Source organism: Paenibacillus sp. FSL R7-0345 (genome assembly GCF_038595055.1).
Lineage (GTDB): Bacteria > Bacillota > Bacilli > Paenibacillales > Paenibacillaceae > Paenibacillus_AQ.
In genome coordinates this window covers 3,851,223-3,875,487 of record NZ_CP152002.1, presented here as the reverse complement: position 1 = coordinate 3,875,487, position 24,265 = coordinate 3,851,223, and the positions used below count along the sequence as shown (strand labels likewise).

At 51.8% G+C, this 24,265-nt stretch carries 18 protein-coding genes; 10 read left to right on the top strand and 8 right to left on the bottom strand.

The genetic code is table 11. The features are described from left to right. Positions 1 to 79: 79 nt before the first annotated feature. Positions 80 to 1,999, bottom strand: a complete 1,920-nt coding sequence (locus NST84_RS16395) for a methyl-accepting chemotaxis protein (protein WP_342561252.1) — start codon at positions 1,997 to 1,999, stop codon at positions 80 to 82. 626 nt (positions 2,000 to 2,625) lie between these two features. On the opposite strand from NST84_RS16395, the gene NST84_RS16390 reads away from it, so the two are divergent. Further along, positions 2,626 to 4,335 carry a proline--tRNA ligase gene (locus tag NST84_RS16390; RefSeq protein ID WP_342561251.1) on the top strand — a complete coding sequence of 570 codons (1,710 nt, stop codon included), beginning with the start codon at positions 2,626 to 2,628 and terminating at the stop codon, positions 4,333 to 4,335. 207 nt (positions 4,336 to 4,542) lie between these two features. Here NST84_RS16390 and NST84_RS16385 read toward each other — a convergent pair whose 3' ends face one another. Beyond that, complete coding sequence (locus tag NST84_RS16385; protein ID WP_342561250.1) at positions 4,543 to 4,992, bottom strand: hypothetical protein; 450 nt, start codon at positions 4,990 to 4,992, stop codon at positions 4,543 to 4,545. Between the two features lie 210 nt (positions 4,993 to 5,202). Between NST84_RS16385 and NST84_RS16380 the strand changes: the two genes are divergently transcribed. After that, positions 5,203 to 7,503, top strand: coding sequence for a DNA topoisomerase 3 (locus NST84_RS16380; RefSeq protein ID WP_342561249.1), 2,301 nt, complete (start codon positions 5,203 to 5,205; stop codon positions 7,501 to 7,503). Positions 7,504 to 7,586: 83 nt separating this feature from the next. Here NST84_RS16380 and NST84_RS16375 read toward each other — a convergent pair whose 3' ends face one another. From NST84_RS16375 to NST84_RS16365, 3 genes are all read right to left on the bottom strand, one after another. Next, positions 7,587 to 8,348, bottom strand: a complete 762-nt coding sequence (locus tag NST84_RS16375; RefSeq protein ID WP_342561248.1) for a thioredoxin domain-containing protein — start codon at positions 8,346 to 8,348, stop codon at positions 7,587 to 7,589. A gap of 108 nt (positions 8,349 to 8,456) precedes the next feature. Continuing rightward, positions 8,457 to 9,209 carry an HAD family hydrolase gene (locus NST84_RS16370; protein ID WP_342561247.1) on the bottom strand — a complete coding sequence of 251 codons (753 nt, stop codon included), beginning with the start codon at positions 9,207 to 9,209 and terminating at the stop codon, positions 8,457 to 8,459. Between the two features lie 55 nt (positions 9,210 to 9,264). Continuing rightward, complete coding sequence (locus NST84_RS16365; RefSeq protein ID WP_342561246.1) at positions 9,265 to 10,188, bottom strand: helix-turn-helix domain-containing protein; 924 nt, start codon at positions 10,186 to 10,188, stop codon at positions 9,265 to 9,267. A 143-nt stretch (positions 10,189 to 10,331) separates the two neighbouring features. Here NST84_RS16365 and NST84_RS16360 point away from each other — a divergent pair, with 143 nt between their 5' ends. From NST84_RS16360 to NST84_RS16340, 5 genes are all read left to right on the top strand, one after another. Then, positions 10,332 to 11,507, top strand: coding sequence for an MFS transporter (locus NST84_RS16360; protein ID WP_342561245.1), 1,176 nt, complete (start codon positions 10,332 to 10,334; stop codon positions 11,505 to 11,507). A 90-nt stretch (positions 11,508 to 11,597) separates the two neighbouring features. Continuing rightward, on the top strand, positions 11,598 to 12,323 hold the full coding sequence (locus NST84_RS16355; protein WP_342561244.1) for an ATP-binding cassette domain-containing protein: 726 nt from the start codon (positions 11,598 to 11,600) through the stop codon (positions 12,321 to 12,323). Positions 12,324 to 12,361: 38 nt separating this feature from the next. Further along, positions 12,362 to 13,645, top strand: a complete 1,284-nt coding sequence (locus NST84_RS16350) for a hypothetical protein (RefSeq protein WP_342561243.1) — start codon at positions 12,362 to 12,364, stop codon at positions 13,643 to 13,645. Further along, a complete protein-coding gene (locus NST84_RS16345; RefSeq protein WP_068725065.1) occupies positions 13,638 to 14,336 on the top strand; it encodes a response regulator transcription factor in 699 nt (232 codons plus the stop codon). Before NST84_RS16350 ends, NST84_RS16345 begins: the two co-directional genes overlap by 8 nt. Continuing rightward, entirely contained in the window at positions 14,333 to 15,778 is a 1,446-nt protein-coding gene (locus NST84_RS16340; RefSeq protein ID WP_342566455.1) for a HAMP domain-containing sensor histidine kinase, read from the top strand. The genes NST84_RS16345 and NST84_RS16340 overlap by 4 nt, the downstream gene beginning before the upstream one ends. A gap of 98 nt (positions 15,779 to 15,876) precedes the next feature. On the opposite strand, the gene NST84_RS16335 is transcribed toward NST84_RS16340, so the two are convergent. Continuing rightward, the gene (locus tag NST84_RS16335; protein ID WP_342561242.1) at positions 15,877 to 17,100 is read right to left on the bottom strand and encodes a glucose-1-phosphate adenylyltransferase; all 1,224 of its coding nucleotides are present in this window, start codon (positions 17,098 to 17,100) and stop codon (positions 15,877 to 15,879) included. Positions 17,101 to 17,318: 218 nt separating this feature from the next. On the opposite strand from NST84_RS16335, the gene glgB reads away from it, so the two are divergent. From glgB to NST84_RS16320, 3 genes are all read left to right on the top strand, one after another. Then, the gene (glgB, locus tag NST84_RS16330; protein WP_342561241.1) at positions 17,319 to 19,247 is read left to right on the top strand and encodes a 1,4-alpha-glucan branching protein GlgB; all 1,929 of its coding nucleotides are present in this window, start codon (positions 17,319 to 17,321) and stop codon (positions 19,245 to 19,247) included. 30 nt (positions 19,248 to 19,277) lie between these two features. Then, positions 19,278 to 20,702, top strand: a complete 1,425-nt coding sequence (glgA, locus tag NST84_RS16325) for a glycogen synthase GlgA (protein ID WP_342561240.1) — start codon at positions 19,278 to 19,280, stop codon at positions 20,700 to 20,702. A 347-nt stretch (positions 20,703 to 21,049) separates the two neighbouring features. Beyond that, positions 21,050 to 21,448: a hypothetical protein gene (locus tag NST84_RS16320; RefSeq protein ID WP_342561239.1), complete on the top strand. Its 399-nt coding sequence runs from the start codon at positions 21,050 to 21,052 to the stop codon at positions 21,446 to 21,448. Between the two features lie 162 nt (positions 21,449 to 21,610). Here the strand turns inward: NST84_RS16320 and NST84_RS16315 are convergent, their stop codons facing one another. Continuing rightward, the gene (locus NST84_RS16315) at positions 21,611 to 22,162 is read right to left on the bottom strand and encodes a DUF4334 domain-containing protein (protein WP_342561238.1); all 552 of its coding nucleotides are present in this window, start codon (positions 22,160 to 22,162) and stop codon (positions 21,611 to 21,613) included. A gap of 48 nt (positions 22,163 to 22,210) precedes the next feature. Next, positions 22,211 to 23,968: an alpha-glycosidase gene (locus NST84_RS16310; RefSeq protein ID WP_342561237.1), complete on the bottom strand. Its 1,758-nt coding sequence runs from the start codon at positions 23,966 to 23,968 to the stop codon at positions 22,211 to 22,213. Positions 23,969 to 24,265 lie beyond the last annotated feature (297 nt).

Below are 24,265 nucleotides of genomic sequence, written 5' to 3'. Positions count from 1 at the left end.
GGCTTTTATTTAAGAGATGCCAGTCCGTTATAGGAGGGCATCTCTATCTAATATATGCAGAGTAGGATAGGCAGGCTGCCTATTCCTCCAGCTTAAAACGTTCGATCTTCACCTGCAGGTCAGAGGCCATCTTGGACAGCTCACCGGAGGAAGCGGTGATCTCGTCCATGGACGCAAGCTGCTCCTGGGTCGCGGCGGTTACGCTCTGGAACGCATCAGAGGTGGTCCGTGCGATATTGGAGATCTCGACGACGGAGGCGGCCACTTCCTCGGCTCCGGCGGACATCTGCTCCGTCACGGCGGAAATATCATGGATCTGACCATTGATTCTGGCTGTGGACTGTTCAATATTCGCAAATGCCGCTTTCGCTTCTTCTGTTACTTTGATCCCCAGATCCACATCAGCCGATACCCGGTTATGGATGGCCTCATAGGTCTGGTCGATCAGGACGGTCATCTGTTCAATCGTCTCCTGAATATTACCGGCAGTGTTCTTGGACTGGTCCGCCAGCTTCCGCACTTCAGTTGCCACTACCGCGAAGCCCCGGCCATGCTCGCCGGCGCGGGCAGCTTCAATTCCGGCATTCAGCGACAGCAGATTGGTCTGTACAGCAATATTGGCAATCGCACTGCTCATTGCTGACACTTGGGTATTCAGGCCGTTTAACTGGCCGATCAGCTCCGAGGACAGGTGCGTAGACTCGCGGATGGCATCCATCTGCCGGCTGACCTGGCTGATTTTTTCGCTGCCGCTGTAGACGTCTGCTTCAGTATCTGCAGATGAGCTGACGATAGAAGAAGCTGCCTCGGCAATTTTTGTGATACCGGCGGACATTTCCTCCATTGCCCGGGATGTCTCTACCATAGCTGCTGTCTGGGTATCAGCTCCGGCAGACGAATCCTGGACCATCTCAGCCACGTAAGCGGTGGCTTTGGCGTTCTCTTCCGTTGTGGCGGTCAGCTGCTCGCTGGAGGCGGCCAGCAGGCCGGAGGTCTCCGAGATATCTGTCACGATATTCCGCAGTGATTCCACCATCAGATTATAGTTCTTGGCCAGCTCTCCAATCTCATCGGCACGGTCTATCGTAATCTGCTCATTCAGATAGCCTTCGCTTACACGGCGGGCAGACTGGTTCAGCCTGGTGATTGGACGCGAGATCGCCCGTACAACGAAATACATCAGGAAGAGTGCGATTACCAGCGCGCAACCCAGAACAATTAAACCGTTATACAATACCGGCATCGAAGCGTCTGAGAATTCTTTGGTTTTGATGACCCCAACGACAGTAAAGCCTGTAACAGGATCTGTTGTATAATAGCCGCTCATATCCAGCCCGGTATCAGGATTGGTGTAGGCGAGATTCCCTTGCCCTTCTGTCAGCAGCTCAGCGACATAAGGGGCAATATCCTCCCCGGCTTTTTTCACCGGATGGGATACGAATTTATTATTGCGGTCGACAACATAGTAGTAGCCCTCCTTACCGAGCTTATTGCTGCTGATCCGGTCACTCAGTGCCTTCAGATTAAAGGTGGTGGCAATGGCGCCATTGCCGTCCTTGAGTGTTTCGGAAATGAACAGCGTATAATTGCCGGTGGTTAAAGATACTGTCGGGTCTGTAAGGGTAACTTCACCGGGATTGCCGAGTGCAGCACTATACCAGTCACGTGTACGGGGATCGTAATCCTGGGGGCCGGGGTCGGGCGCCTTCATCCAGGCTCCGTTCTCGTTCCCGCCGACAAAAAGCTCGAGCTCAGGATGCTCTTTTATAAACAATTCAATCAATGTACGGGTGGAAGCATTTTTATTATCGAGATCGGCAGAAGTCAGCTGCTGGCTTAGCTGTGAGACATTCTGTTTGGCGGCAGTAACCGATTCGTTAATCCCTGCAGCCAGCAAATCTACACTTGTGTGCATGGACTCCTGCATTTTGAGTTCTAGCTGTCTGCTGGAGCTGTTGTAGGAAAAGTAGCTTACCAGCACAACCGGAATAACAAGCATGACGGTAAAAATCAAGAGCATTTTCCGCTGCAGAGAACGGGATGTTAGATTTTGAGCTGCGTTTTTGAATTTGGTGAACATGGCTATGACTCCCCCTTGAATGCATATGCATAGAGGCCCTGACAGGATGGCAGTTTCCTCATGAAATGCTCTATTCATATATTTCGGTTTATTTTCAGGAAAATTTCATATGAAACTTCAGTTTTCATGAATATTTAATTTACAAAAAGGGCAGATTCGTCTATAAGCCTACATCAGATTAAGAGAAAAAGGCTGATTTGGTGGCAATATTATGACAGGCTTGACGCATTATGGAATTTCGTATAAATTAAATAACAATTCAATAACGCAGCAGCGTTGACCAAGGATCTGCGTACCCACATATCGCTAGAACAGAGAGAGGATTCACCGGCTGAAAGGTCCTCCGAGCCGCGACGGGAACACACCCTGCCTTGAAAGCTGCAGCAATGGAGGTAAGCCTTCGTTTGCTGCCGGCACCGGCCGTTATCCGGATTGAGGACTGCCAGGCAAAAGCCCGGTGGTTGAAAAAGGGTGGTAACACGATGCATTCGTCCCTGACGGATGCGTCTTTTTTGCGTTTCAACTAATCTGAGGAGATGACGTCAATGCGCCAAAGCCAAATTTTACTGACCACACTTCGCGATGCCCCTGCGGATGCGGAGACAGCAAGCCACCAGCTGCTGCTGCGTGCCGGCTATATCCGTATGCTCGCTGCAGGAATATATAGCTATCTGCCGCTGGGCCGCCGGGTGCTGCGCAATATTGAGCATATTGTCCGTGAGGAAATGGATGCCGCCGGAGCTCAGGAGGTACTGCTGCCATCTTTGCTGCCAGCTGAGCTGTGGAAGGAGTCGGGGCGATTCGAGCCTTACGGTAAGGATCTGATGACCCTCACGGACCGCCATGAACGCCAGTTTGTACTCGGCCCGACTCATGAAGAAGCGGTCACTGCGCTGGTCCGGGGAGAGATCAGCTCCTACCGTAAGCTGCCTGTTACGCTGTATCAGATTCAGACCAAGTTCCGCGATGAACGCCGTCCGCGCTCCGGCCTGCTGCGGGGCAGGGAGTTCCTGATGAAGGATGCTTATTCCTTTGACACAGGCTGGGAAGGGCTGGACACGGTTTACAGCCGGATGTTCACAGCTTATGGACGGATCTTTGCCCGCTGCGGGCTGAACTTCAAGGCAGTTCAGGCAAATGCCGGGGCAATGGGCGGTGAGGGCGGAAATCACGAATTTATGGCGCTTGCGGATATTGGTGAGGATACACTGGCTGTGTGCTCGAGCTGCGATTATGCTGCTAATCTGGAGGAAGCTGCGGCTGGGGGAATGTTAAGCGATGCCGCCGAGGATCAGACCAGCCAGCCGGCTGTAGTGAAATTCTACACACCGGGGCTGCGGACGATTGACCAGCTGGAGGATCAGCAGCAGATTGCGCCAGAGCGCATTATCAAGACGTTGATTTATAGCGGTGAGGGTAATCTTTTTGCCGTCCTGGTCCGCGGGGATCATGAGGTGAATGAGCTCAAGCTGGCGGCCGCGGCGGGTGTTGCCGGGGTATCCCTCGCAGATTATGAAGCCGTCAGGCAGGCTGCCGGTGTAGAGAGCGGATATGTCGGACCCGTCGGCCTGCAGCTGCCGCTGATCATTGACAAGACTGTAGCAGCTATGAAAAGCGGGATTGCAGGCGCGGGGGAAAAAGACTACCATCTGCGCAATGTAGTGCCTGGGCGTGATTTTCAGCTGGAGCAGGTGGCGGATATCCGAAATGCTGCCGAAGGCGAGTCTTGTCCAAAATGCGGAAAGGGCGTGTACCATTTTCATAAAGGAATCGAGATCGGCCATATCTTTAAGCTGGGTACAAGGTACAGCGAGAAGCTCGGCGCAGTCTACCTGGATGCCTCCGGCCAAAACAAACCGATGATTATGGGCTGTTACGGCATTGGCGTCTCCCGGCTGCTGGCAGCGGTCGCCGAACAAAGCCATGACGATGAAGGCCTGCTCTGGCCCGAGGAGCTCGCGCCATATCGTGTACACATTCTTCAAATGACCGTTAAGGATCAGGAGCAGGCCTTGCTGGCTGAATCCTTATATACGGAACTGAACGGGGCAGGTATCAGCTCTTTGCTGGATGATAGGGATGAACGGGCAGGGGTGAAATTCAAGGACGCCGGATTGATCGGCATTCCGGTCGTGCTGGTCGTCGGCAAGTCAGCTGGCGAAGATAAGGTTGAGTACTGGGACCGGAAGAGTGGTACGAAGGAGGTTATCACCAGCGCGGAGGCGGTTTCACGGGTTGCGGGGGGAAAGAGATAAAGGAGTCCCGGCCCAATACTTCACCTTAAGCTGGGCTTTGTACAGGAAGGCCTACGCCGCAGAAGCATTTATATGAACGGCCAGTATTACGATGATCTTATGCTTGGACTGCTGCGTGAAGAGATTAATGAGGCGGAAGAGCTGCTGAATAAAGCTTAACATTTAAAAATCCCCTGCCAATTTTGCTGATTGGCGGGGGATTGCCGTTTAGCCGGAGAAATCGCCTGCTGAGGCAATTCCGCTGAAGTTTCTGGCCTGCACGTTGTTGAAAGGATCAGTAACTGCAGCCAGGGTGAAAATTTCAGCCGTATATTGAATCTGGCCGGCCAATACATCAACAGCTGGTGGGTTATCAACTGCCGTGAAGCCAAATGCTTCATTCTCTCTGCTGATGGCAACACCGAAGGTTGTTGTGAAGATAATGGTTCCGTTCCTGCGGACCCGTAGTGTATTCTGGTTAAACAACGGGTTATTTTCTGTTTTCACATAGCCTGACAGCAGGACGCGGACATTGCCGGTGTTAGCCGGCAGCACACCTGCGGTCTGAATGCCGATATCACCAAAGACGAGCGGAGTCGCCGCCAAAGGAATGACTGCAGGTGTCGCATCGGACGCCGCCTGATTCGAAATACGTAAATCAACAAACTGGATGGTCATATCAGACTTCACCTCCTTTCATATAATATATGAGAAGCTTGTTTTACTTTCTTGGACTTCCGGACGATGCTCCTGTGTTAAACTGTATATTTTTCCGGAAGAGAGAACAGATGTGAAACTTCCGGTCAATACGTGAAAATGCGGGTTATTTAGTGGTATAATAATAAACTGGACGTGTTTTGGAACAATGAAAGGTAAGGAGCGATATTTTTGAAAACACTCATTATTGCGGAGAAACCGGACATGGGACGGAATATCGCCGCCGCAATAGAACCGAAGGCCAAAAATCACCGCTCCTATTTAGAAGGGGAGCAGTACATCATCACCTGGGCAATCGGTCATCTGATCGGACTCGCCGAACCGGATGCTTATGATGACAAATACAAAAAGTGGAACATTAACGATTTGCCGATTATTCCTGACCAGTTCAAGCTGGTGCCGAATGCCCGTACTGTTGACCAGCTGAAAGTGATTGGAGAACTGGCTAAACGCAGTGACCTGCTGGTGAATTCCTGTGACGCGGGGCGGGAGGGGCAGCATATTTTTTCACTGATTCAGCGCCATCTTAAGCTTAGCCAGCCGGTTAAGCGGCTGTGGATTTCCGACCTGACGCCGGAGACGATCCGCAAAGGCTTCCAGGAGCTGAAGGACGGCTCGGAGTATGAGAATCTGACCAAAGCGGCCAGAGCGCGCAGTGAAGCAGACTGGCTGATCGGAATGAACGGCTCACGCGCTTTTACAACGAAGCATAATGTGCTGCTGTCCGTTGGCCGGGTGCAGACGCCCGTGCTTGCGCTGATCTATGACCGCCAAAAGACGATTGAGGCGTTTTCGTCGCTGAAGTTTTTTGAGGTCGAGGGTCATTTTACGCAAAATGAGGTTGTCTATAAAGGCATGTGGCAGGGCGACCGCCTGACTGACAAGGAGAAGGCCGATGCACTGGCTGCCAAGGTCAAGGGCAAACCCGGCCGGATTGCTTCCTATGAGGTTAAGGATACGAAGGAGTACCCGAACAAGCTGTACGATTTGACGCTGCTGCAGCGTGAAGCGAACGGGAAATATGCTTTTTCTGCCAAAAAGACCTTGGACATTGCCCAGGCGCTCTATGAAAAGCACAAGGTTATCTCGTATCCGCGCACGAATTCCAACTATGTTACCGAGCAAAACATTCCGGAGATGCACAAGACGCTGAATGCGCTGCAAGGGACTTCTTACGACGAGCTGGTCAAAGGCGCTAACCGCAGCCTAGTCCATAAAGGCAATAAATTTGTCTGTAATCCGTCCAAAGTGGAAGATCACCATGCGATCCTGCCGACCAACCGCAAGGCGTCGGGACTGAGTGCAGATGAAGCTAAGCTGTATGATCTGATTGTGCGCCGTTTCCTGTCGCAGTTTTATCCGGCCGCCGAATATAAGGTGCATACCGTGATAACGGAGGTTGAGGGCGAAAACTTCAAGACTACGGTTAAGGAGCTGCTGAGTCTTGGCTGGAAGGTGATTTATGCCGATCAGAAGAAGGACAAGGCCAAGCCGGCTAAAGGAAAAGGCAAGGATGATGAGGAGGAAGAGGAGATCGAGGTGAACGAGCCGTTCTCTGTCTCCCCTGCGGATGAAGTAATGTGCAGCGATGCTGTGGTAAAAGAGAAGGATACGCAGCCGCCCAAGCATTACACCGAAGGCACCCTGCTCAAAGCGATGGAAAGCGCGGGCAAGCAGATTGAAGACGAGGAGCTGCGCGATGCTATGAAGGATTCCGGGCTTGGAACACCGGCAACCCGGGCAGCGACGATAGAGCGGCTGAAAAATGTTGGCTATGTGGAAATGCAGGGGAAAAAGATTGCCATCACCCAAAAGGGGCGGACGGCGATTGAACTGATCCGCGGAGCGGGCATCGAGCTCTTGACCTCACCGGAAATGACCGGACAATGGGAGCGGCGGCTCAATGAAATCGCCAGAGGTACGGCTGCAGACGGGCAGTTCATGGAGAACGTGAAACGCTTCGCATCCATGATCGTCGACAAGGTAAAGGTGCAGTCCCGTGCAGCCAAAACCTCCTTTGAAGGCGAGACGCCTTCTGTCCGGGCCGGCTCCAAAGGCCGGAGCAGCGGCGCAGCATCCAAGGACAGCGCGGTCAAGCCGGCTGCCGGAGCGTGCAAGCGCAGCAGTGCCGGAGACGGCGGAGCTGGCGCCAAGCCGGCCGGAACAAGAGCGGCGAAGCCGGCAGCGCAAGGTGACGGCGGGCCGAAGATTATCGGCGGCTGCCCGCGGCCGGGCTGCGGCGGCACGATTTTCATGGGCCGCAAGGGCTACGGCTGCTCTCATTACAAAGAAGGCTGCAAGTTTGTCATCTGGAAGGAAACCCATGGCCGCACGCTGACGGATACTCAGGTAAAGGCGCTGATCGAGAAGGGGAAGACCGGCAAGCTGAAGCTGGCTGCCGAAGACGGTTCCCCGCTCGATGGCAAGCTGGTGCTGGCTAACATGGATACGGGGCAGCTTAGCGTAGAATAACTTGGTTGTAAAAAAAAGAGGATGCAGCCTGACCGCGGGATCTCCCGGCAGGCTGCATCCTCCTCTTTTGCACAAACCTATGCTTATTTCGCAGTCTCCGCCAGGCTGCTCTCAATCGCGGCTGTTAATCCCTCATAAGAGGAATCCGGCAGCAGGACGCCGTTCACCATAAATTTGGGAGTACCGTTAACGCCGTACGCTCCGGCAATTTTGAAATCTTCCTTAACGTCATACATGTAGGTGTGATTCTTCACATCCTGCTCGAACCGGGTATAATCAATGCCATCAATGTTCTCTTTGACAAAGTTAAGGATGAATTTCTGGGTAGCCCAGATGGTGCTCTCATCGCCCTGATTGGCGTACAGCTCATGGACATATTCCCAGAACTTCTCGTTGCTCTGCTTAAAGATCGCTTCCCCGGCGCTGGCCGCGAGATAAGAGTCACGGTCGATAAAGGCGAAGTTCATGAAATAAAGCTCGGCTTTTCCGGTGTCCACATAATCCTTGATGAAGGTATCCAGATTAACTTCGGTCCATTTCTTGCAGGCCGGGCATTTGAAATCGGCGAACTCGATCACCTTGACCTTGGCGTCCGGACTGCCCAGATGCGGCTGCTTCTCATACTTCAGACCGTCAACTGTAATTGTACCTTTTACATCCGTGTAATTAGGCAGCCCTTCAAGCGCATTTTCTTCTTTGGAGTTGCCGTCTGTAAGGACATAGATAAGTACAATTGCCAGAATAACAGCGATGATACCAAGCAGCATGGGCAGCAGACGGGAGCCGGTGTTCTTCCGGACAGACTGCTTATTTTGTGTACGGTTAGGACTTGCTTGCTTGTTCATTCTAAGCCTCCTGATTGAGATGGAAAAATCTTCTCAAACAGTATAAACACAGCGGCTGTCAAATGCCTATGGCATTTGTAACAGGAGGCTTATCCGGATTAGCTGATATCAGCCGTGGCTTTGCAGCTTGGAGGCCGTACGGATGACCGGCGGAACCTCACTGATCGAGGAGATCGTCATGACCGACTGCTGCATTTCCCGCTGAAGCTCAATCAGGTTGTACAGCCATTCATTTTGCTGCTTCAGGTAGATGCTGTTAATGCCGGCAGTCAAGGCCGGGAGCACGTCAGTGCGCAGGGAATTGCCGATCATCCAGGTGCGCTGGCGTTCGAACGGATATGACATGAGGATATTTTCAAGTGACTCAATGTTTTTGTGCTGGCGGATAAAGATCCGGTCGTCAAAATAAATATCGAGCTTCATCTGCTCAATTTTACGCTGCTGGATAGTATCGTCTCCGCCTGTATACAAATACAGGTCGTGCCCGTCATGCTTGAGCGCGTCGAGCGTTTCCACCATTCCCGGATAGGCCTCAACCTCCTGGTCATAGACGCTCAGCCCGAGCTTCATCAGCTGCTGCTCATGATAAGGATCGGCAGCCCGGTTATATTTAGCGCAGAAAAAGTGATAGGTAGCAATCAGGGATTTCGGGAAATTGTCGCTGGCCAGTCCGCTGGTGCTGACTGTTTCCACATCAATCTCCACCTGCTTGCTGCGGAATTCGCCGGTTGTCGGGCCATATTCGCCGAACCAATCGGACATGAGCTCAAAGTACTGCCCCAGAATGAGGTCAAAATATTTGTTGCAGTGTACCAGGGTGTCGTCCAGATCAAAAATAACTTGTTGCGGCAAATATTTCATAACGCTCACTCCTAAACCTGTAAGTTAGTCAGCAATCTCTGACTGAATATAGTTATTATAAACGAATATAAGACTCAAGGAACATCTGCAGATCGGATGCGCCGTCCGGCCGGACACTGTAGCGTTCATTGCCTTCGCCTTCACTGCCCAGATGAACCCGCAGCAGGCCGGCGACACGCAGCATCAGCAGATGATGCATCATCGTATCACTGGTCTGGCCGAGCACAGACTGCAGCTCCCACAGCGTTTTGGGTTCATGTGCAGCGTAGCGGAGCAGCCGGAGTCTGGTCGGATCAGACAGCGCTTTGGTCAGGCGCAGCAGGACAGTAGGGGGCTCGTCCTCATTGTCGGAGGGGACATCCACAGGATACTGGATAATCATAAGTGTATTATAGAAGCAATACATATTGATCGGCCGGTTATGAATGGTCGGTAGCAGCACCACAGTCTGCAGATCAGGAATATCCTCAATGACTACGCCGCCTGAAGCATACTCAATCAGCGCTGCAGAGCCCATTTTGCTCTCCAGCATTTTTTTCTCGGAGGCGTCCTCGATCAGGATCGGCAGCAGCTTCTGCTCGGTATGGCGGAAATACTGCTCGTACCACAGCCTCAGGAGCGGGGGATAATCCCGTTTGATCCGTGCGCATTCTGAAATTGTAAAATCCGGAAACAGCGGCGCAGTCTGGGCAAAGCACTCTTCCAGTGACTGCGTTTCCAGTTCATTCAGGAATTGCAGCACCTTCGATGCAGGCTGGCGGCGGTAAGCCCAGACGTACAGGACATCATAATCGGTAAAAGGCCATTCGGCGGCCTGCCGGAGGGTGGTTACCTGCTGAGGAGGAATGCGGCCGTCAATATCGCGGATCCAGTCAGGGCCGATATCCAGGTTGGAAATCCATTTTCGTGTAACATATAACATAAAACTGTCAATCAGCTCATAGACAGGCGAGACATCAATTTTGAGTTCATAAGTCATGCAGCTTGCACCCCCAGGAAATCGGTCACTTCTATATATTATCTCTTGTTTTGAAGAAGGTTGTCCACTATAATGTTCCATGTTTGCCTTCCGGGGCAAGTTATGTCCGTATTTACCTGATAACGTTCAAGGAGGATTTACCTGTGTCAGACCCGCTTTCATCTACACGATCCAACAGTAAGCTGAACTATTTCATTCTTATTACCGTCATTATCGCCGCAGGGCTAAGTCAGGGGCTGCTGTTGCCGGTGCTCTCGATCCTGCTTGAACAAAAGGGCGTTTCCTCGTCGCTCAACGGATTAAACGCCGCAGCCCTTTACGTCGGCTCCTTTGCTATGACCCTCGTTGCTGAACGGGTGCTTGGCGCCATCGGCTTCAAGAAACTGATAGCCGCCGGACTCAGTCTCGTCCTGGTAACCCTGCTGTTGTTCCCGCTGCTGCCCGGCATCAAGGTGTGGTTCATCCTGCGCCTGCTTGTCGGCATCGGAGACTCGGCAATCAACTATGCAGCCCAGCTCTGGGTGCTGTTAATGGCTCCGGCAGAGCACAGGGGACGCAATCTCTCGCTCTACGGGATGTCCTACGGACTCGGCTTCAGCCTCGGCCCGGCCGGAATCAGCCTGTTGCGCTTCGGTGAGGCTGCTCCTTTTCTGATCCTGGCCGGATTGTTTATGCTGGCCCTTATGCTGGTTCTGTTTAAATTGCCGAATTCCCGGCCTGATAAAGTGGAACACAGTGAGGGACAGGCCCGCCGGTTCGGTCGCAGCTACAGCCTGGCCTGGTATGCGCTAATTCCGGCGCTGCTGTACGGATACATGGAAGCAAGCCTGAACAGCAATTTCCCGGTGTATGGGCTCCGTTCAGGGTTCACTACAGACCAGATCGCCACCCTGCTGCCGTTTGCCGGAATCGGCGGCCTGCTGCTCCAGCTGCCGCTGGGTATGTGGAGCGACCGGTTCGGGCGCAAAAAAATTCTGATTTTTGCCGGAACCGCGGGCGGTCTGGCCTTTACTCTGCTGCCTATTGCCGGCGGACATTTTGGATTGACACTGCTCCTGCTGCTGGCAGCCGGGGGCCTTGTCGGCTCTTTCTTCTCGCTGGGGCTCAGCTATGCGGCGGACATTCTGCCGCGCAATCTGCTGCCTGCAGCCAATGTGGTTTCTTCTTTTCATTTTAGTATAGGCAGTATCATCGGTCCGGGCATCGGCGGCCTGCTGCTGGAATTCGGCTGGGGCAACGGCGTATTCGTGCTGCTGGGCGGTTTCTATATTTTGTTCGGCCTGACCGGGTTATTATTCTCGCCACGGCAGCTGAATTGAGATAAGATAAGAACAGATGTACGCATGGTAATTGGTCCCGCTTTCAGAGTACACTATAGAATAGAGACCAAAACAGGGAGAGGCTGAACTATGATTACAGTTGAACATCTAGCCAAAGCAGTCGGAGAAGACAAAATGCCCGTTCTGCAGGATATCGGTTTTCAATTAGAGCCGGGGGAGCTCGTAGTGCTGGTGGGAGCAAGCGGAAGCGGCAAGTCCACGCTGCTTCGCTGTCTGGCGCTGCGCGAGAAATGGGATAGAGGGAACTTCCGGGTGGACGGGATCGATATTATGAAAAGCCCGCTCGCCGGCAGACGCAAGATCCGCCGCGAATGGGCCTATCTGGAGCAGAATGCTGAGCTTAACCCGAACCGTACCGCACTGAAGAATGTACTGATCGGCCAGGCTTCACAGACGCCGCTATGGCGGATGGTGACCGGGATGGTCCGTCAGGATGATTATATGGGGGCAATGGACGAGCTGGATACGCTCGGACTGCTGGATAAGGCCAAGCTGAAGACAAGCCAGCTCAGCGGGGGCGAGCGCCAGCGTGTAGCCATTGCCCGTGCCCTTGTACACGGAGCCAAGGTGATATTGGCCGACGAGCCGGTAACTGGCCTGGATCCGCGGACAGCTGAGGGTGTCCTGGAGACGCTGCGCAGACTCTGCAAAGAAACGGGACTGACTGTAATTACTGTACTTCCGCTCGAGCTGGCGGAACGTTATGCAACGCGGCTGTGGGTGCTGGAAAACGGCAGAATCAAGCATGATGTAAGAGGACGCCGCCTGACTTCCCAGGAGCGTATAAACCTGTAACAGAGTAGAGCTATGAAACAAGGAAAGAGTGATGAAGTTTGAATCTATGTATTCCCAGACGTCTGACGGCGGCTGTCCTGTCATTGTCCGTACTGTCGGGCTGTACCTTCATCAGCGATCCTGTTTCGAAGATGAAGTCTCCGGAGCTGACCGCCGACAAAGCCTCGCTTATGACCGCTATCAAATCCCAGATGCCGGCCAGTGCTTCGCTGATCCGTCCTTCCGGTGATGAGGACAGCTCCATATTTACTGAGGATTTTGATAAGGACGGCACGATGGAGACGCTGGTTTTTTATCTGACAGAGAACGAGTCGGTCCTGATCCACGGTATGATACTGGAGAAAACAGAGGACGGCTGGGTGAAGAAGCTCGTCTTTGACGGTGACGGAACGCAGCTGGAATCCGTTGACCTGAGGGATGTGACCGGGGACGGCAAGCTGGATATCATTACCGGATATTCACGCGGGGAAGAGAAGGGGGTAGTCGTTTACTCCTATTCCGGCGGCGAGCTGGAGGAGCTGCTGGCCCAGCCGTACACCAAATATATGGTGGATGACCTGAATGAAGACGGGACCGCTGATCTGACGCTGGTGTATTTTAAACGCAATGAGCTGAACAAAATAACCACCTACCAGTATGACGACGGCTTCAAGGTGCTTGACCAGCTGGATGACCTGGACCCGTATTTTAATAATTATTACAATATTGTCTCAGGAAAAGTAGCAGAGCATAAAGAAGGTATTGTCCTGGATGCGGCGGTGGATTCCCGCTCGGCCTATACCACTGTAGTTGTAATGGAGAATAACAAGCTGCGGGTAGTTATCCCGGGGGATGCCAATACGTTTAAGGACCGGAAGATTGTCAGCGAGGACATTGACGGTGACGGCATTATTGAAATTGGCATGCTGGAGGCGCCAAGCGGCTGGGAATATTTTGACCCCGAAACCATTCCCTACTTCACCTCCTATTACAAATGGGACGGGAAGGACGGCCTGAGCTTTACGGCGCAGAAGTACCGTGACTCCTCGGACCGCTTCGTGATTGATTTTTTGCCGGAATGGCACGGAAAGATTACGGTGGATACCAAATCCGTACAGGATAAATCGCTGAAATTCATCATGTCAGATACGGGGGAGACGGTGGTCGAGGTAACCTTCTTCACCCAGATGGAATGGGACCGGGTCAAGAGCAGCGGCTGGAAGGTGCTTGGACGGGATATGGACAAAATCATCGGCTACCGGGGTGAACTGGTACAGAGCACGGGCGGGAGCGACAACGATAAAATAACCGCTCCAATTGAAAGGAAGGGAATCGATGAGTAAAGTACTGATACTGGAGGATGAGGAATCCATCCGCAGTTTTATTGTGATCAACCTGAAGCGTAACGGATTCGAGGTGCTGGAGGCGGCTGACGGCAATGAAGCGCTGCACAAGCTGACCACCGTGCCTGATATCGATATTGCACTGCTGGATGTAATGGTGCCGGGAATTGACGGGTTCGAGGTATGCCGGCGCATCCGTGAGACGAATGAGCGGCTGGGGATTATCTTTCTGACCGCCAAGGTGCAGGAACAGGATAAGGTTTATGCCCTGTCCGTAGGTGCTGATGATCATGTCAGCAAGCCGTTCAGCCCGACGGAGCTGATCGCACGTATTCAATCGCTGCTGCGCCGGGTTAATGTACACCGCGAGCAGTCCGCCAAAGTATCCTTCCACTCCGGCCCGTTTACGCTGGATCTGATCTCCAAGCAGTTCAAGCGCAGCGGGGAGGCGATCGAACTGACGCCGACCGAATTTTCACTGGTGCAATTTTTCCTGGAGAAGGAAAATACCCCGCTCAGCCGGGATTCCCTGCTGGATCATGTATGGGGCAAGGAGTATATGGGCGATCCTAAGATCGTCGATGTGAACATCCGCCGGCTGCGCCAAAAAATCGAAAACAATCCGTCGGAGCCCGAATATCTGCAGACTGTATGGGGGCACGGCTATAAATGGAAAGGCCAGGGACAATGATTAAGAAGGGGATGCGCAGACAGATTGTACTGCACTATATATTAGTAGTCTTTGTGGCGCTTCTCCTCGTAGAGGTTATCTTCCTGCTGGCGATACGGACGTACTATTATGACAGTGTGTACAGCAAGATTACGACCCATATCAGCACGGCGGAGGAATTTCTGAAATACGAAATCTCGGGCGAGCGTTCGCCCAACCAGCTGCAGAAGGTGCTTGATTTCTTCAGCATGGATTATACAGAGCTCGAAGTGCTGTCTACCAGCGGGGATATCCTGACCAGCTCCACCGGATTTCAGCCAGACCGGACAATCACTACAAGTGATGTTCCGGAAGCTGTCGGCGGAAGCATCGGCAAATGGGTGGGCAGACAGGCGGGAACGAATGAAAGTGTCATGGCGGTCTCCAAGCTGATTCAGGTGAACAGCCGGGACAAATATGTAATCCGTTATCTCACTTCAATGGAACGGATTGATAAGGATCTGCTTAATCTTACCCTGGCGTCGATTGGTATCGGTGCGGCTGTTATGGTCATCGTTGTCCTGTTCAGCTTTGGTCTGGCGAATTCGATTGTCAAGCCGCTGAATAATATTACAGCCGTCTCAGCCCAGATGGCGAAGGGCAGGTTCAACGCCCGGATCAAAGGGGATTACAAATATGAAATCGGCGATCTGGCGACTACGCTGAATTATATGGCGGATGAGATTATCCGCAGCAACCAGATCAAGGATGATTTCATTTCTTCAATCTCTCATGAGCTAAGGACTCCGCTGACCAGTATCAAAGGCTGGAGCGAGACACTGATTTCCGGCGGTTACGATCCGGAGGAGACAAAGCTCGGGATGGGGATTATCTCGAAGGAAAGCGACCGACTGATCGGCCTGGTGGAGGAGATCCTGGACTTTTCCAAGCTGCAGCAAAATGAAATGAAGCTGTCCGTTGTGCTGACAGATATCAAAGTTGTGCTGCAGGAGACGATCCTGAATATCTGGGCCAAGGCAGAGAAGAAGCGGATTCATCTGGTGCTCGAATGTGAGGACAGCATTTACATCAAGGGGGATCCGAACCGGCTCAAGCAGGTGTTCCTTAATCTTGTAGACAATGCCGTCAAATTCTCCCCGGAGGATTCCAGCATCGTTCTGTCTGCAGAACGTCTGTCAGGGGCCGAAATGGCAGTGATCGTCAGGGACAGCGGAATCGGTATCAGTGAAGCACATCTGTCCAGAGTGCGGGACCGCTTCTTCCAGGTTGATGCCTTAAACGGCGGAACCGGCCTCGGACTGGCGATTTCCCAGCAGATTGTCGAGCTGCATCACGGTAAGCTGGAAATGGCCAGCGAGCTCGGCCAAGGCACACAAGTAACAGTAATCCTGCCGTTGACCGATGAGCGTCCGCCGGCGGTTGTACCGCCGCCGAGAGAAGACGTGAACGATTACGAGTTGTGACGGAACGGCTATCATCTCCGGCAGATAGCAAAAAGGGCTGCAATACGGTCATCTGACCTGTATTGCAGCCCTTTAATATTATAATTGGATGATAAGGCTTAAGACGGCAATCCTTCGGCCCGTAGTCTGCCTGTTTTCTCGTAGACCTCCTGCAGCAGGCGTGAAGGCTGGGTACGAATAACCGGCTTGGCGGCTACAATCTCGTTAGGGCCGACAACAACGATGTTGTCAGGGCTGCCTTTGATCACAGCGCCATCTTTAATCACAGCACCTTCGCCGATGATGGCATTCTCAATCAGTACACCTCGGCCGATATGTACACCAGGCATTACGATACTCTGATGAATCCGGCTGAGCTTACCGATTTCCACGCCGCCAAAGATAACAGAACGCTGCAGGCTGCCTTCCAGCAGGCAGGTTTCGTTCACCAGGCAGTCATCCGCCTGAACCGGTATACGGGATTTAACAGCTGCCGGTTTAGCACGCCGTGCACGGCTGTACATCGGCCACTGTGCGTTATCCAGCTTGAAGCCGTTATCTTCATGCAGCAAATCCATGTGAGCTTCCCAAAGGCTGTCAACTGTACCTACATCTCTCCAGTAGCCTTGGAAACGGTACGCGAACAGATCGTCGTTGCTGTCCAGCATCGCCGGGATTACATCCTTGCCGAAATCATGGCTGGATGAGGAGTCAGCAGCATCACGCAGCAAATACTCCTTCAGATAAGCCCATTCGAACAGGTAGATACCCATGGAAGCCAGATTGCTCTTAGGTGCCTTCGGCTTTTCGGCGAACTCGGAAATCTTCAGTTCTTCATTAACATTCATAACGCCAAAGCGGCTCGCCTCATCCCATGGAACCTCCATGACCGAGATCGTCGCTTTGGCCGATTTGCTGATATGATAATCCAGCATTTTGCGGTAATCCATGTGATAAATATGATCAGCCGAGAGAATCAGCACATGCTCCGGATTCTGGCTGTCGATAAAATCAATGTTCTTATAGATGGCATCTGCTGTCCCGGTATAAGTGCTCCGGCCGTCCTCACCAGAAGGCAGCAGTCTGACACCCTGATCAGGTTTGGAATGCAGCCCCCATGGCTCACCTGACCCTATATGCTGATGTAAGGAATTAGCTTCGTACTGTGTCAGTACGCCTACAGTATCGATGCTTGAATTTACACAGTTGCTGAGGGGAAAGTCAATGATTCTATACTGTCCTCCGAAAGGGACTGCAGGTTTGGCCATCGTGGTGGTTAAGGGGGCCAATCTGCGGCCTTCCCCGCCAGCCAGCAGCATGGCTACACATTCTTTTTTACTCATTTGTTATCCCTCCCAAATTTTTGTCAATGCTTGTAATATAAACTCCCCACAAGCGCTTGAAACGGCATAAGTGAAATATATTGATGTACTCCTGCAAAAATTACAGTTATATTTTCTTCGTTCAGAAAAAACCTAATTTTTCCTTAAAAACGCATTTTCAAACGCCGGACATTCGGGTAATGTTATAGGTGCATCCTATACAATAAGGTGGTGATGATTTGCCTGACATCCAAAAAACAGTAAACCTCCCGTCAACTGAAGATATCTATCTGTTCCATGAGGGCACGAATTATCGCAGCTATATGATGCTGGGCGCGCACATTGCCGCTGAAGATGGAATGAAGGGCGTACGCTTTACCGTGTGGGCTCCTCATGCGACATATGTAGGACTGGCTGGTGATCATAACGGCTGGGATGGAACAAAGGAAGCGGACTCATTTATTAAGATACCCGATTCGGGATTTTGGAGTCGTTTTTTTCCGGGAATAGAGCCGGGAACTTTTTACAAATACAGGATTATCTCAGCTGACGGCGAAAGCTTCCTGAAGGCAGATCCGTTTGCCTTTAAAGCAGAAGTGAGACCGGCGACAGCATCAGTTGTGGCGGATCTCAGCGGCTACCAGTGGGGGGACAACCTGTGGAGACGCAAGAACAAAGCCCCTTATAACGGGCCTATGAACATTTATGAAATGCATTTCGGTACCTGGAAGCAGAAGGAAGACGGTGAATTCTACACTTATAAAGAAATGGCCGATCTGCTGATCCCCTATCTGGTAGAGATGAGCTATACACACGTTGAGTTTATGCCGCTCGCCGAGCACCCTTACGATTTATCATGGGGCTATCAGGGAACGGGGTATTTTGCTGCTACCAGCCGTTATGGTGAACCTCAAGAGCTGATGTATCTGATTGACCAGCTGCATCAGGCCGGCATCGCTGTTATTCTGGACTGGGTTCCGGCGCATTTTGCCAAGGACGCACACGGACTCAGAATGTTCGACGGCTCTCCGCTGTATGAATATGCCGATCCGCTTTTAGCCGAGAAGCCGGGCTGGGGCACGTTATCCTTTGATTTCAGCAAGCCGGAAATTCATTCCTTTCTTATTTCCAATGCGCTTTTCTGGTACGATGTCTATCATATTGACGGAATGCGCGTCGATGCCGTAACAAGCATGCTGCGCCTCGATTTCGAGAAGCAGAATCACCAGTACAGACGCAACATTAACGGCGGGCTGGAGAATCTGGAGGCGATCCGGTTTATTCAGGAGCTGAATAAGACGATTTTTCACTATTATCCAAAAGCACTGATGATGGCTGAGGAATCCAGCGCCTGGCCGGGTGTTACTGCTCCTGCGCACGAAGGCGGGCTCGGCTTTAATTACAAATGGAACATGGGCTGGATGAATGACACCTTAGGTTACATAGAACATGATTTCGGGGGACGCCCCTATCATCACAATTTGTTGACCTTTCCGATTGCCTATGCCTATTCTGAGAATTATACACTGCCTTTATCCCATGATGAGGTGGTACACGGGAAGAAATCGCTGCTGAACAAAATGCCCGGCTCCTACGAGCAGAAATTTGCGGGTTTACGCCTGCTGCTGGGCTATCAGATCTCTCATCCCGGCAAAAAGCTGCTGTTCATGGGCGGTGAATTCGGACAGTTCATCGAGTGGAAGGATCAGGACCAGCTTGACTGGCTGCTGATGGATTATGAGGCCCACCGCAGGATGCTGGCCTACACTGCTGCGCTTAACAAGCTCTATATAACCGAGAAGGCGCTATGGGAGCTTGACCATGACATGGAGGGTTACCAGTGGATCTACGCGGACGATAACCACCAGAGCGTGTTGTCCTATATCCGCAGAGGCAAAAAGCCGGTTGACACACTGATCATCATTATTAATTTTCAGCCGGTGGAGCGGAAGAATTACCGGATCGGGGTTCCGCGCCCGGGCACATATGAAGAAATTTTTAGCTCAGAGACTGTGGAGCTTGGAGGTTCCGGTTATCATAACGGCCCGCTGAAGAGTTCCAAGAAAGAAATGCACAATCAGGTAAACAGCCTGGAACTGACGATCCCGCCGCTAAGTTTTCTGGTTCTAAAGAAGGCAGGACGCAAGCCCAAAGCAGTTGTGGAATAGAGAATCCATACTTTTAAGGGGGAAATCTGCATGAAAGTATTATTTGCTGCCGCTGAAGCCCATCCGTTTATCAAAACGGGAGGCCTGGCTGATGTTATTGGAGCTCTACCCAAAGCGCTGAAGGGGGCAGGGGTGGATGTAAGGGTTATTTTGCCAAAATACAAAGGAATTCCTGAAGCCTACACTGCCCAGCTCGAACCGGTAGCTGTATTAGACGTGCCGGTCGGCTGGCGCAATCAATATTGCGGAATTGAGCGGCTTGTATATGACGGTATCCCGGTCTATTTCATCGACAACGAATTCTACTTCGGCCGTGATGGCATTTATGGTTATATGGATGACGGCGAACGGTTTGCCTTCTATAACAGAGCAGTGCTGGAATGCCTTCCGGCCATCGGCTTCCAGCCGGATGTGCTGCACTGCCATGACTGGCATGCTGCGGTTATTCCGCTGCTGCTGAAGGCTCATTACCGTCATGACGAGTTCTACAGCGGTATGCGTACCGTATTCACGATCCACAATCTGCTGTACCAGGGAGTTTTCCCGTACTCGGTGCTGAATGAGCTGCTGGATCTGGATCACAGCTATTTTGACAGCGTGGAGTATTACGGCAATGTGAATTATATGAAGGCCGGAATTGTCCACAGCAATCATGTCACTACGGTCAGTCCGACTTATGCGGAAGAAATCCGTACGCCGTATTACGGCTATGGCCTTGACGGACTCCTGAACCACCGGGCGGACAGCCTGAGCGGGATTGTCAACGGGATTGATACGAAGAGCTATAACCCTAATACAGACAATAAGATTTTTACGAAATACCGTTCGAATCTGGCTAAAAAAGCGGAAAACAAGCTTGGTCTGCAAGAGGAGCTGGGCTTGCCGGTCGCACCTTACATTCCAATGGTGGCCATGGTTACCCGGCTTGTAGATTCCAAAGGCCTTGATCTGCTGACCCGGGTGCTCGATGAGATTCTGTATTATGACGATATCCAGTTTGTCCTGCTCGGCACAGGCGATGAGATGTATGAGCGGTGGTTCCGTGAAGCGGCATGGCGTTATCCGACCAAGCTGTCTTCACAGATTCTATTTAATGATGCTTTATCGCGCAAAATCTATGCGGCCAGCGACATCTTCCTGATGCCGTCCAAATTCGAGCCATGCGGAATCAGCCAGCTACTGGCTCTGCGCTATGGCAGTATTCCGGTAGTACGCGAGACAGGCGGGCTGAACGACACAGTCCAGTCCTACAATGAAGAGACGGGAGAGGGGAACGGCTTCACCTTCAAGGATTTCAATGCCCATGATATGATGCACACCCTCCGCCGGGCCGTTTCGCTCTACCACAAGCCGGAGCACTGGAAAAAAGTAACCAAAAACGCCTTCGCCGGCGACTACAGCTGGAACGTCTCCGCCCAGCAGTATATTGATATTTATAACAGCATTGGTGAATAGAAGAAGCGTGCTAGCAAATGTAAAAGGCTATACCCCAAAACACTCCGTAAAGCGTAGACTTTACGGAGTGTTTTGGTTTTTTTATTTGAAAGAAGCTAAAGTGTCTAGATTAAAGTAGAAAGGTGATAGAGGGAGGGTGAGGGAGTAAGAGGGTAATCCTTTTTAGGCGGTTGACTGCTTTAATCGGGTGGATTAAAGGGATAAGTCCTGTTAATATCGGCGATTTGAGGGAGAGAGCGGGTGAGTAAGCGGAAGAGTTCCATTAGTGGCGGCGATTTCTGGAGGGGATGGGAACAATTAATGGGCAAAATCCCATTATTGCTTTTGCTTAGACTGGACTAGGCAAAATGAAAGGCAAAAATGCCCTTGATTTCAGCCTGAACGGTGAAATGCGCAAAATGAAAGGCAAAAATGCCCTTGATTTCAGCCTGATCGGTGAAATGAGCGAAATGAAGAGCATAAGTGCCCTTGATTTCAGCCTGATCGGTGAAATGAGCGAAATGAAAGGCATAAGTGCCCTTGATTTCAGCCTAAAAGGTGAAATGGGCGAAGTGAAGGGCACAAATGCCCTTGATTCCAGCCTAAAAGGTGAAATGGGCGAAATGAAGGGCACAAATGCCCTTCATTTCAGCCTGATCGGTGAAATGGGCGAAATGAAGGGCATAAGTGCCCTTGATTCCAGCCTAAAAGGTGAAATGGGCGAAATGAAGGGCAAAAATGCCCTTGATTTCAGCCTGGTCGGTTAAATGGGTGTAATGAAGGGCAAAAATGTCCTGTTCGAGCCACCAACCGCCGCAACCCTCACCAGCCAGTTACTAACAGCCACGAACCCGCCATAACCATCACAAGCCAGTTACCTATAGCTACCAACCCGCCGCAACCCTCACCAGTCGGCCACCACCAACTACTTACTCCTGCACCCTCCGCAAAATAAAAAAGAACCCCAGCTCATGCTGATTCTTAAAATCCATCACGCCAAGCAGTGTATCCTCGTCAATCCGCCGGAAGTGGTCGATAATCGCCTTTTGGTCATAGACCATGGCAGCACTGACCCGCCCGCGGTGCTCAACCATCCGCAGCCGGGCTTTGCTTGAACGGGTCCTGATCAGCGGTGACACCAATGCGAAGAGCGGTCTAACCACCCGCCACGGGATGAGCTGAAAGGGCAGGGTTAGCGGAATCAGCCCGGGGTTCGCCGCGAACTGCCGGCCATTACGTGTCTCGAACAGCAGGGGGTGGACCGTCTCGGCATCCAGGAATTCTTTGCCGTACCAGCGGGTCAGGCGAAGCAGGCCATCCATGGGGTGGCCGGAGGGGAGCTCGCTCCCGCACCATTTGCCCCATATCTGCTCCATCTCCACAGTCTCCAGCACATCGAACCAGTGGTAAGCCTCATCCTGCGTCAGATGACCTTTTTGCAGATATAGCTCATGTAAATCGTTTGCACTGAACTGTGACACTGCCGATCCCCCCGATTAAATAACCTATCCAATAATGGAATTGCGATTTTAAACCAGATACTGCTCCAAATCTCTGCATACAATCCGGTAGCCATATGGGTCAAGTGAGATATGCATCATGCCATCCTCGGGTTCAACTTTTTCGCCGGTCAGTGCATCCTGCCAGTCGTCCGTCTCCATCGGATGGCTGAGTGTACGGGAAACGGGGGAGTTGTTCATCCAGACGGTAAAATGGATTTTCTCGTCAGCGCGCTCGTACACAATGCAGGGATCGTTCTCACATGCCTGGAGGATGCGGAACCGGCCTTCACGCAGTGCTTTGTGCTGCTTGCGCAGCGCAATCATCATCCGGTAAAAATCATACAGCTCCCGGTCCTGCTTCGCCTTATCCCACTCCATACATTTGCGGCAGTCAGGATCTTCATGGCCGGTTAAGCCGATCTCATCGCCGTAATAAATGCAGGGCGTCCCCATAAAGGTAAAAAGAAACACAACCGCCAGCTTCAGCCGCCGTTTATCTTCACCAACCACCGTCAGCAGGCGGGGAGTATCGTGGCTGCCAAGCAGATTGAACACGACCTCATTCGTCTGCTGGGGATAACGCATCAGCAGGCTGCCGATCCGGTGACCGAAGGTGATGCCATCCATGCCGCCGTTAAAGAACTCCAGTACGGTGCCGGAGAACGGGTAATTCATGACAGAATCGAACTGGTCGCCGAGCAGCCAGGTCAGGGAATCGCTCCATACTTCGCCTACGATGTATGCATCCGGATTGGCCGCTTTAACCACCTTGCGGAAATCACGCCAGAAATGATGATCCACCTCGTTGGCCACGTCCAGCCGCCAGCCGTCCACCTTAATCTCCTTGATCCAGTATTCCGCTACCTCCAGCAGGTAGTTTTTGACCTCACGGTTAGCTGTATTGAACTTGGGCATATTGCCAAAAAAGCCGAAAGTGTCATAGGTAGGAATACCGTCGACAATCTCAGCAGGGAAGGAGTTTATATGGAACCAGTCTTTGTAAAGGGAATATTCACCCTTTTCCAGCACGTCCTGAAACGGCGGGAATTTGTCACTGCAGTGGTTGAATACAGCGTCGAGCATCACACGGATCCCGCGGCGGTGGCACTCTTCGACGACTTGCTTAAGAAGCTCATTGTCCCCGAAATGCGGGTCGACTTTTTTATAATCAACGATGTCATATTTATGGTTGGAAGGGGAGACGAACAAAGGGGTAAAATAGACGGCATTAATCCCCAGCTCCAGCAGATCATCCAGATGCTCCAGCACACCTTGCAAATCTCCGCCAAAAAAATTATGAAACGCCGGCTTGCCGCCCCAGGCCTCAGTTCCTTCCGGATCATTGGAGGGATCGCCATTGGCGAAGCGCTCAGTCATAATCTGGTAAAACACCGCATCTTTAGCCCATTTTGGGACCTGAAACAGGTCAATCTGGTGGATATAGGAAAACTCATAGAAGTGGGCCGGCGGCTGCGGACATTCTGAACGGATGCTGTTGTCCAGCAGATATACATTTTCCGGGCCTTTACTGACACGAAAGGTGTAGCTGAGCCGTTTATATTTTGGCCTGACAGCACACTCCCAGTAATCGAATTTATCATCGGAAGCGGCCTTTTCCATCGGAATTTCAAAAAAGGTATGCTCCCAGTCATATTTGTCCCCGGTCAGGGCTGTGACACAGTCCACATCGTCCCGTTTGGTGCGTACACGCAGATGTATAGTTTTTGTATCGTAAGCATAGGCCCACTTGTCACGGGGCACATGGTACATAGCTTCCAGCAGCATGATCGCACCTCCTAAAAGTTTTGCGAGCATAACCCGCCTGAGACACATCGCGCAAAACTCGCTTCGTAAGCATTCGCTTAGTTTTGCGAGCATAACCCGCCTGAGACACATCGCGCAAAACTCGCTTCGTAAGCATTCGCTTAGTTTTGCGAGCATAACCCGCCTGAGACACATCGTGCAAAACTCGCTTCGTAAGCATTCGCTCAGTTTTGCGAGCATAACTCAGCCCGTTAGCTTCCGGTAAATATTACCACCCGGAGTGAGGCTGTGAACCAGCCTGGTTATTTTGTGAACGGC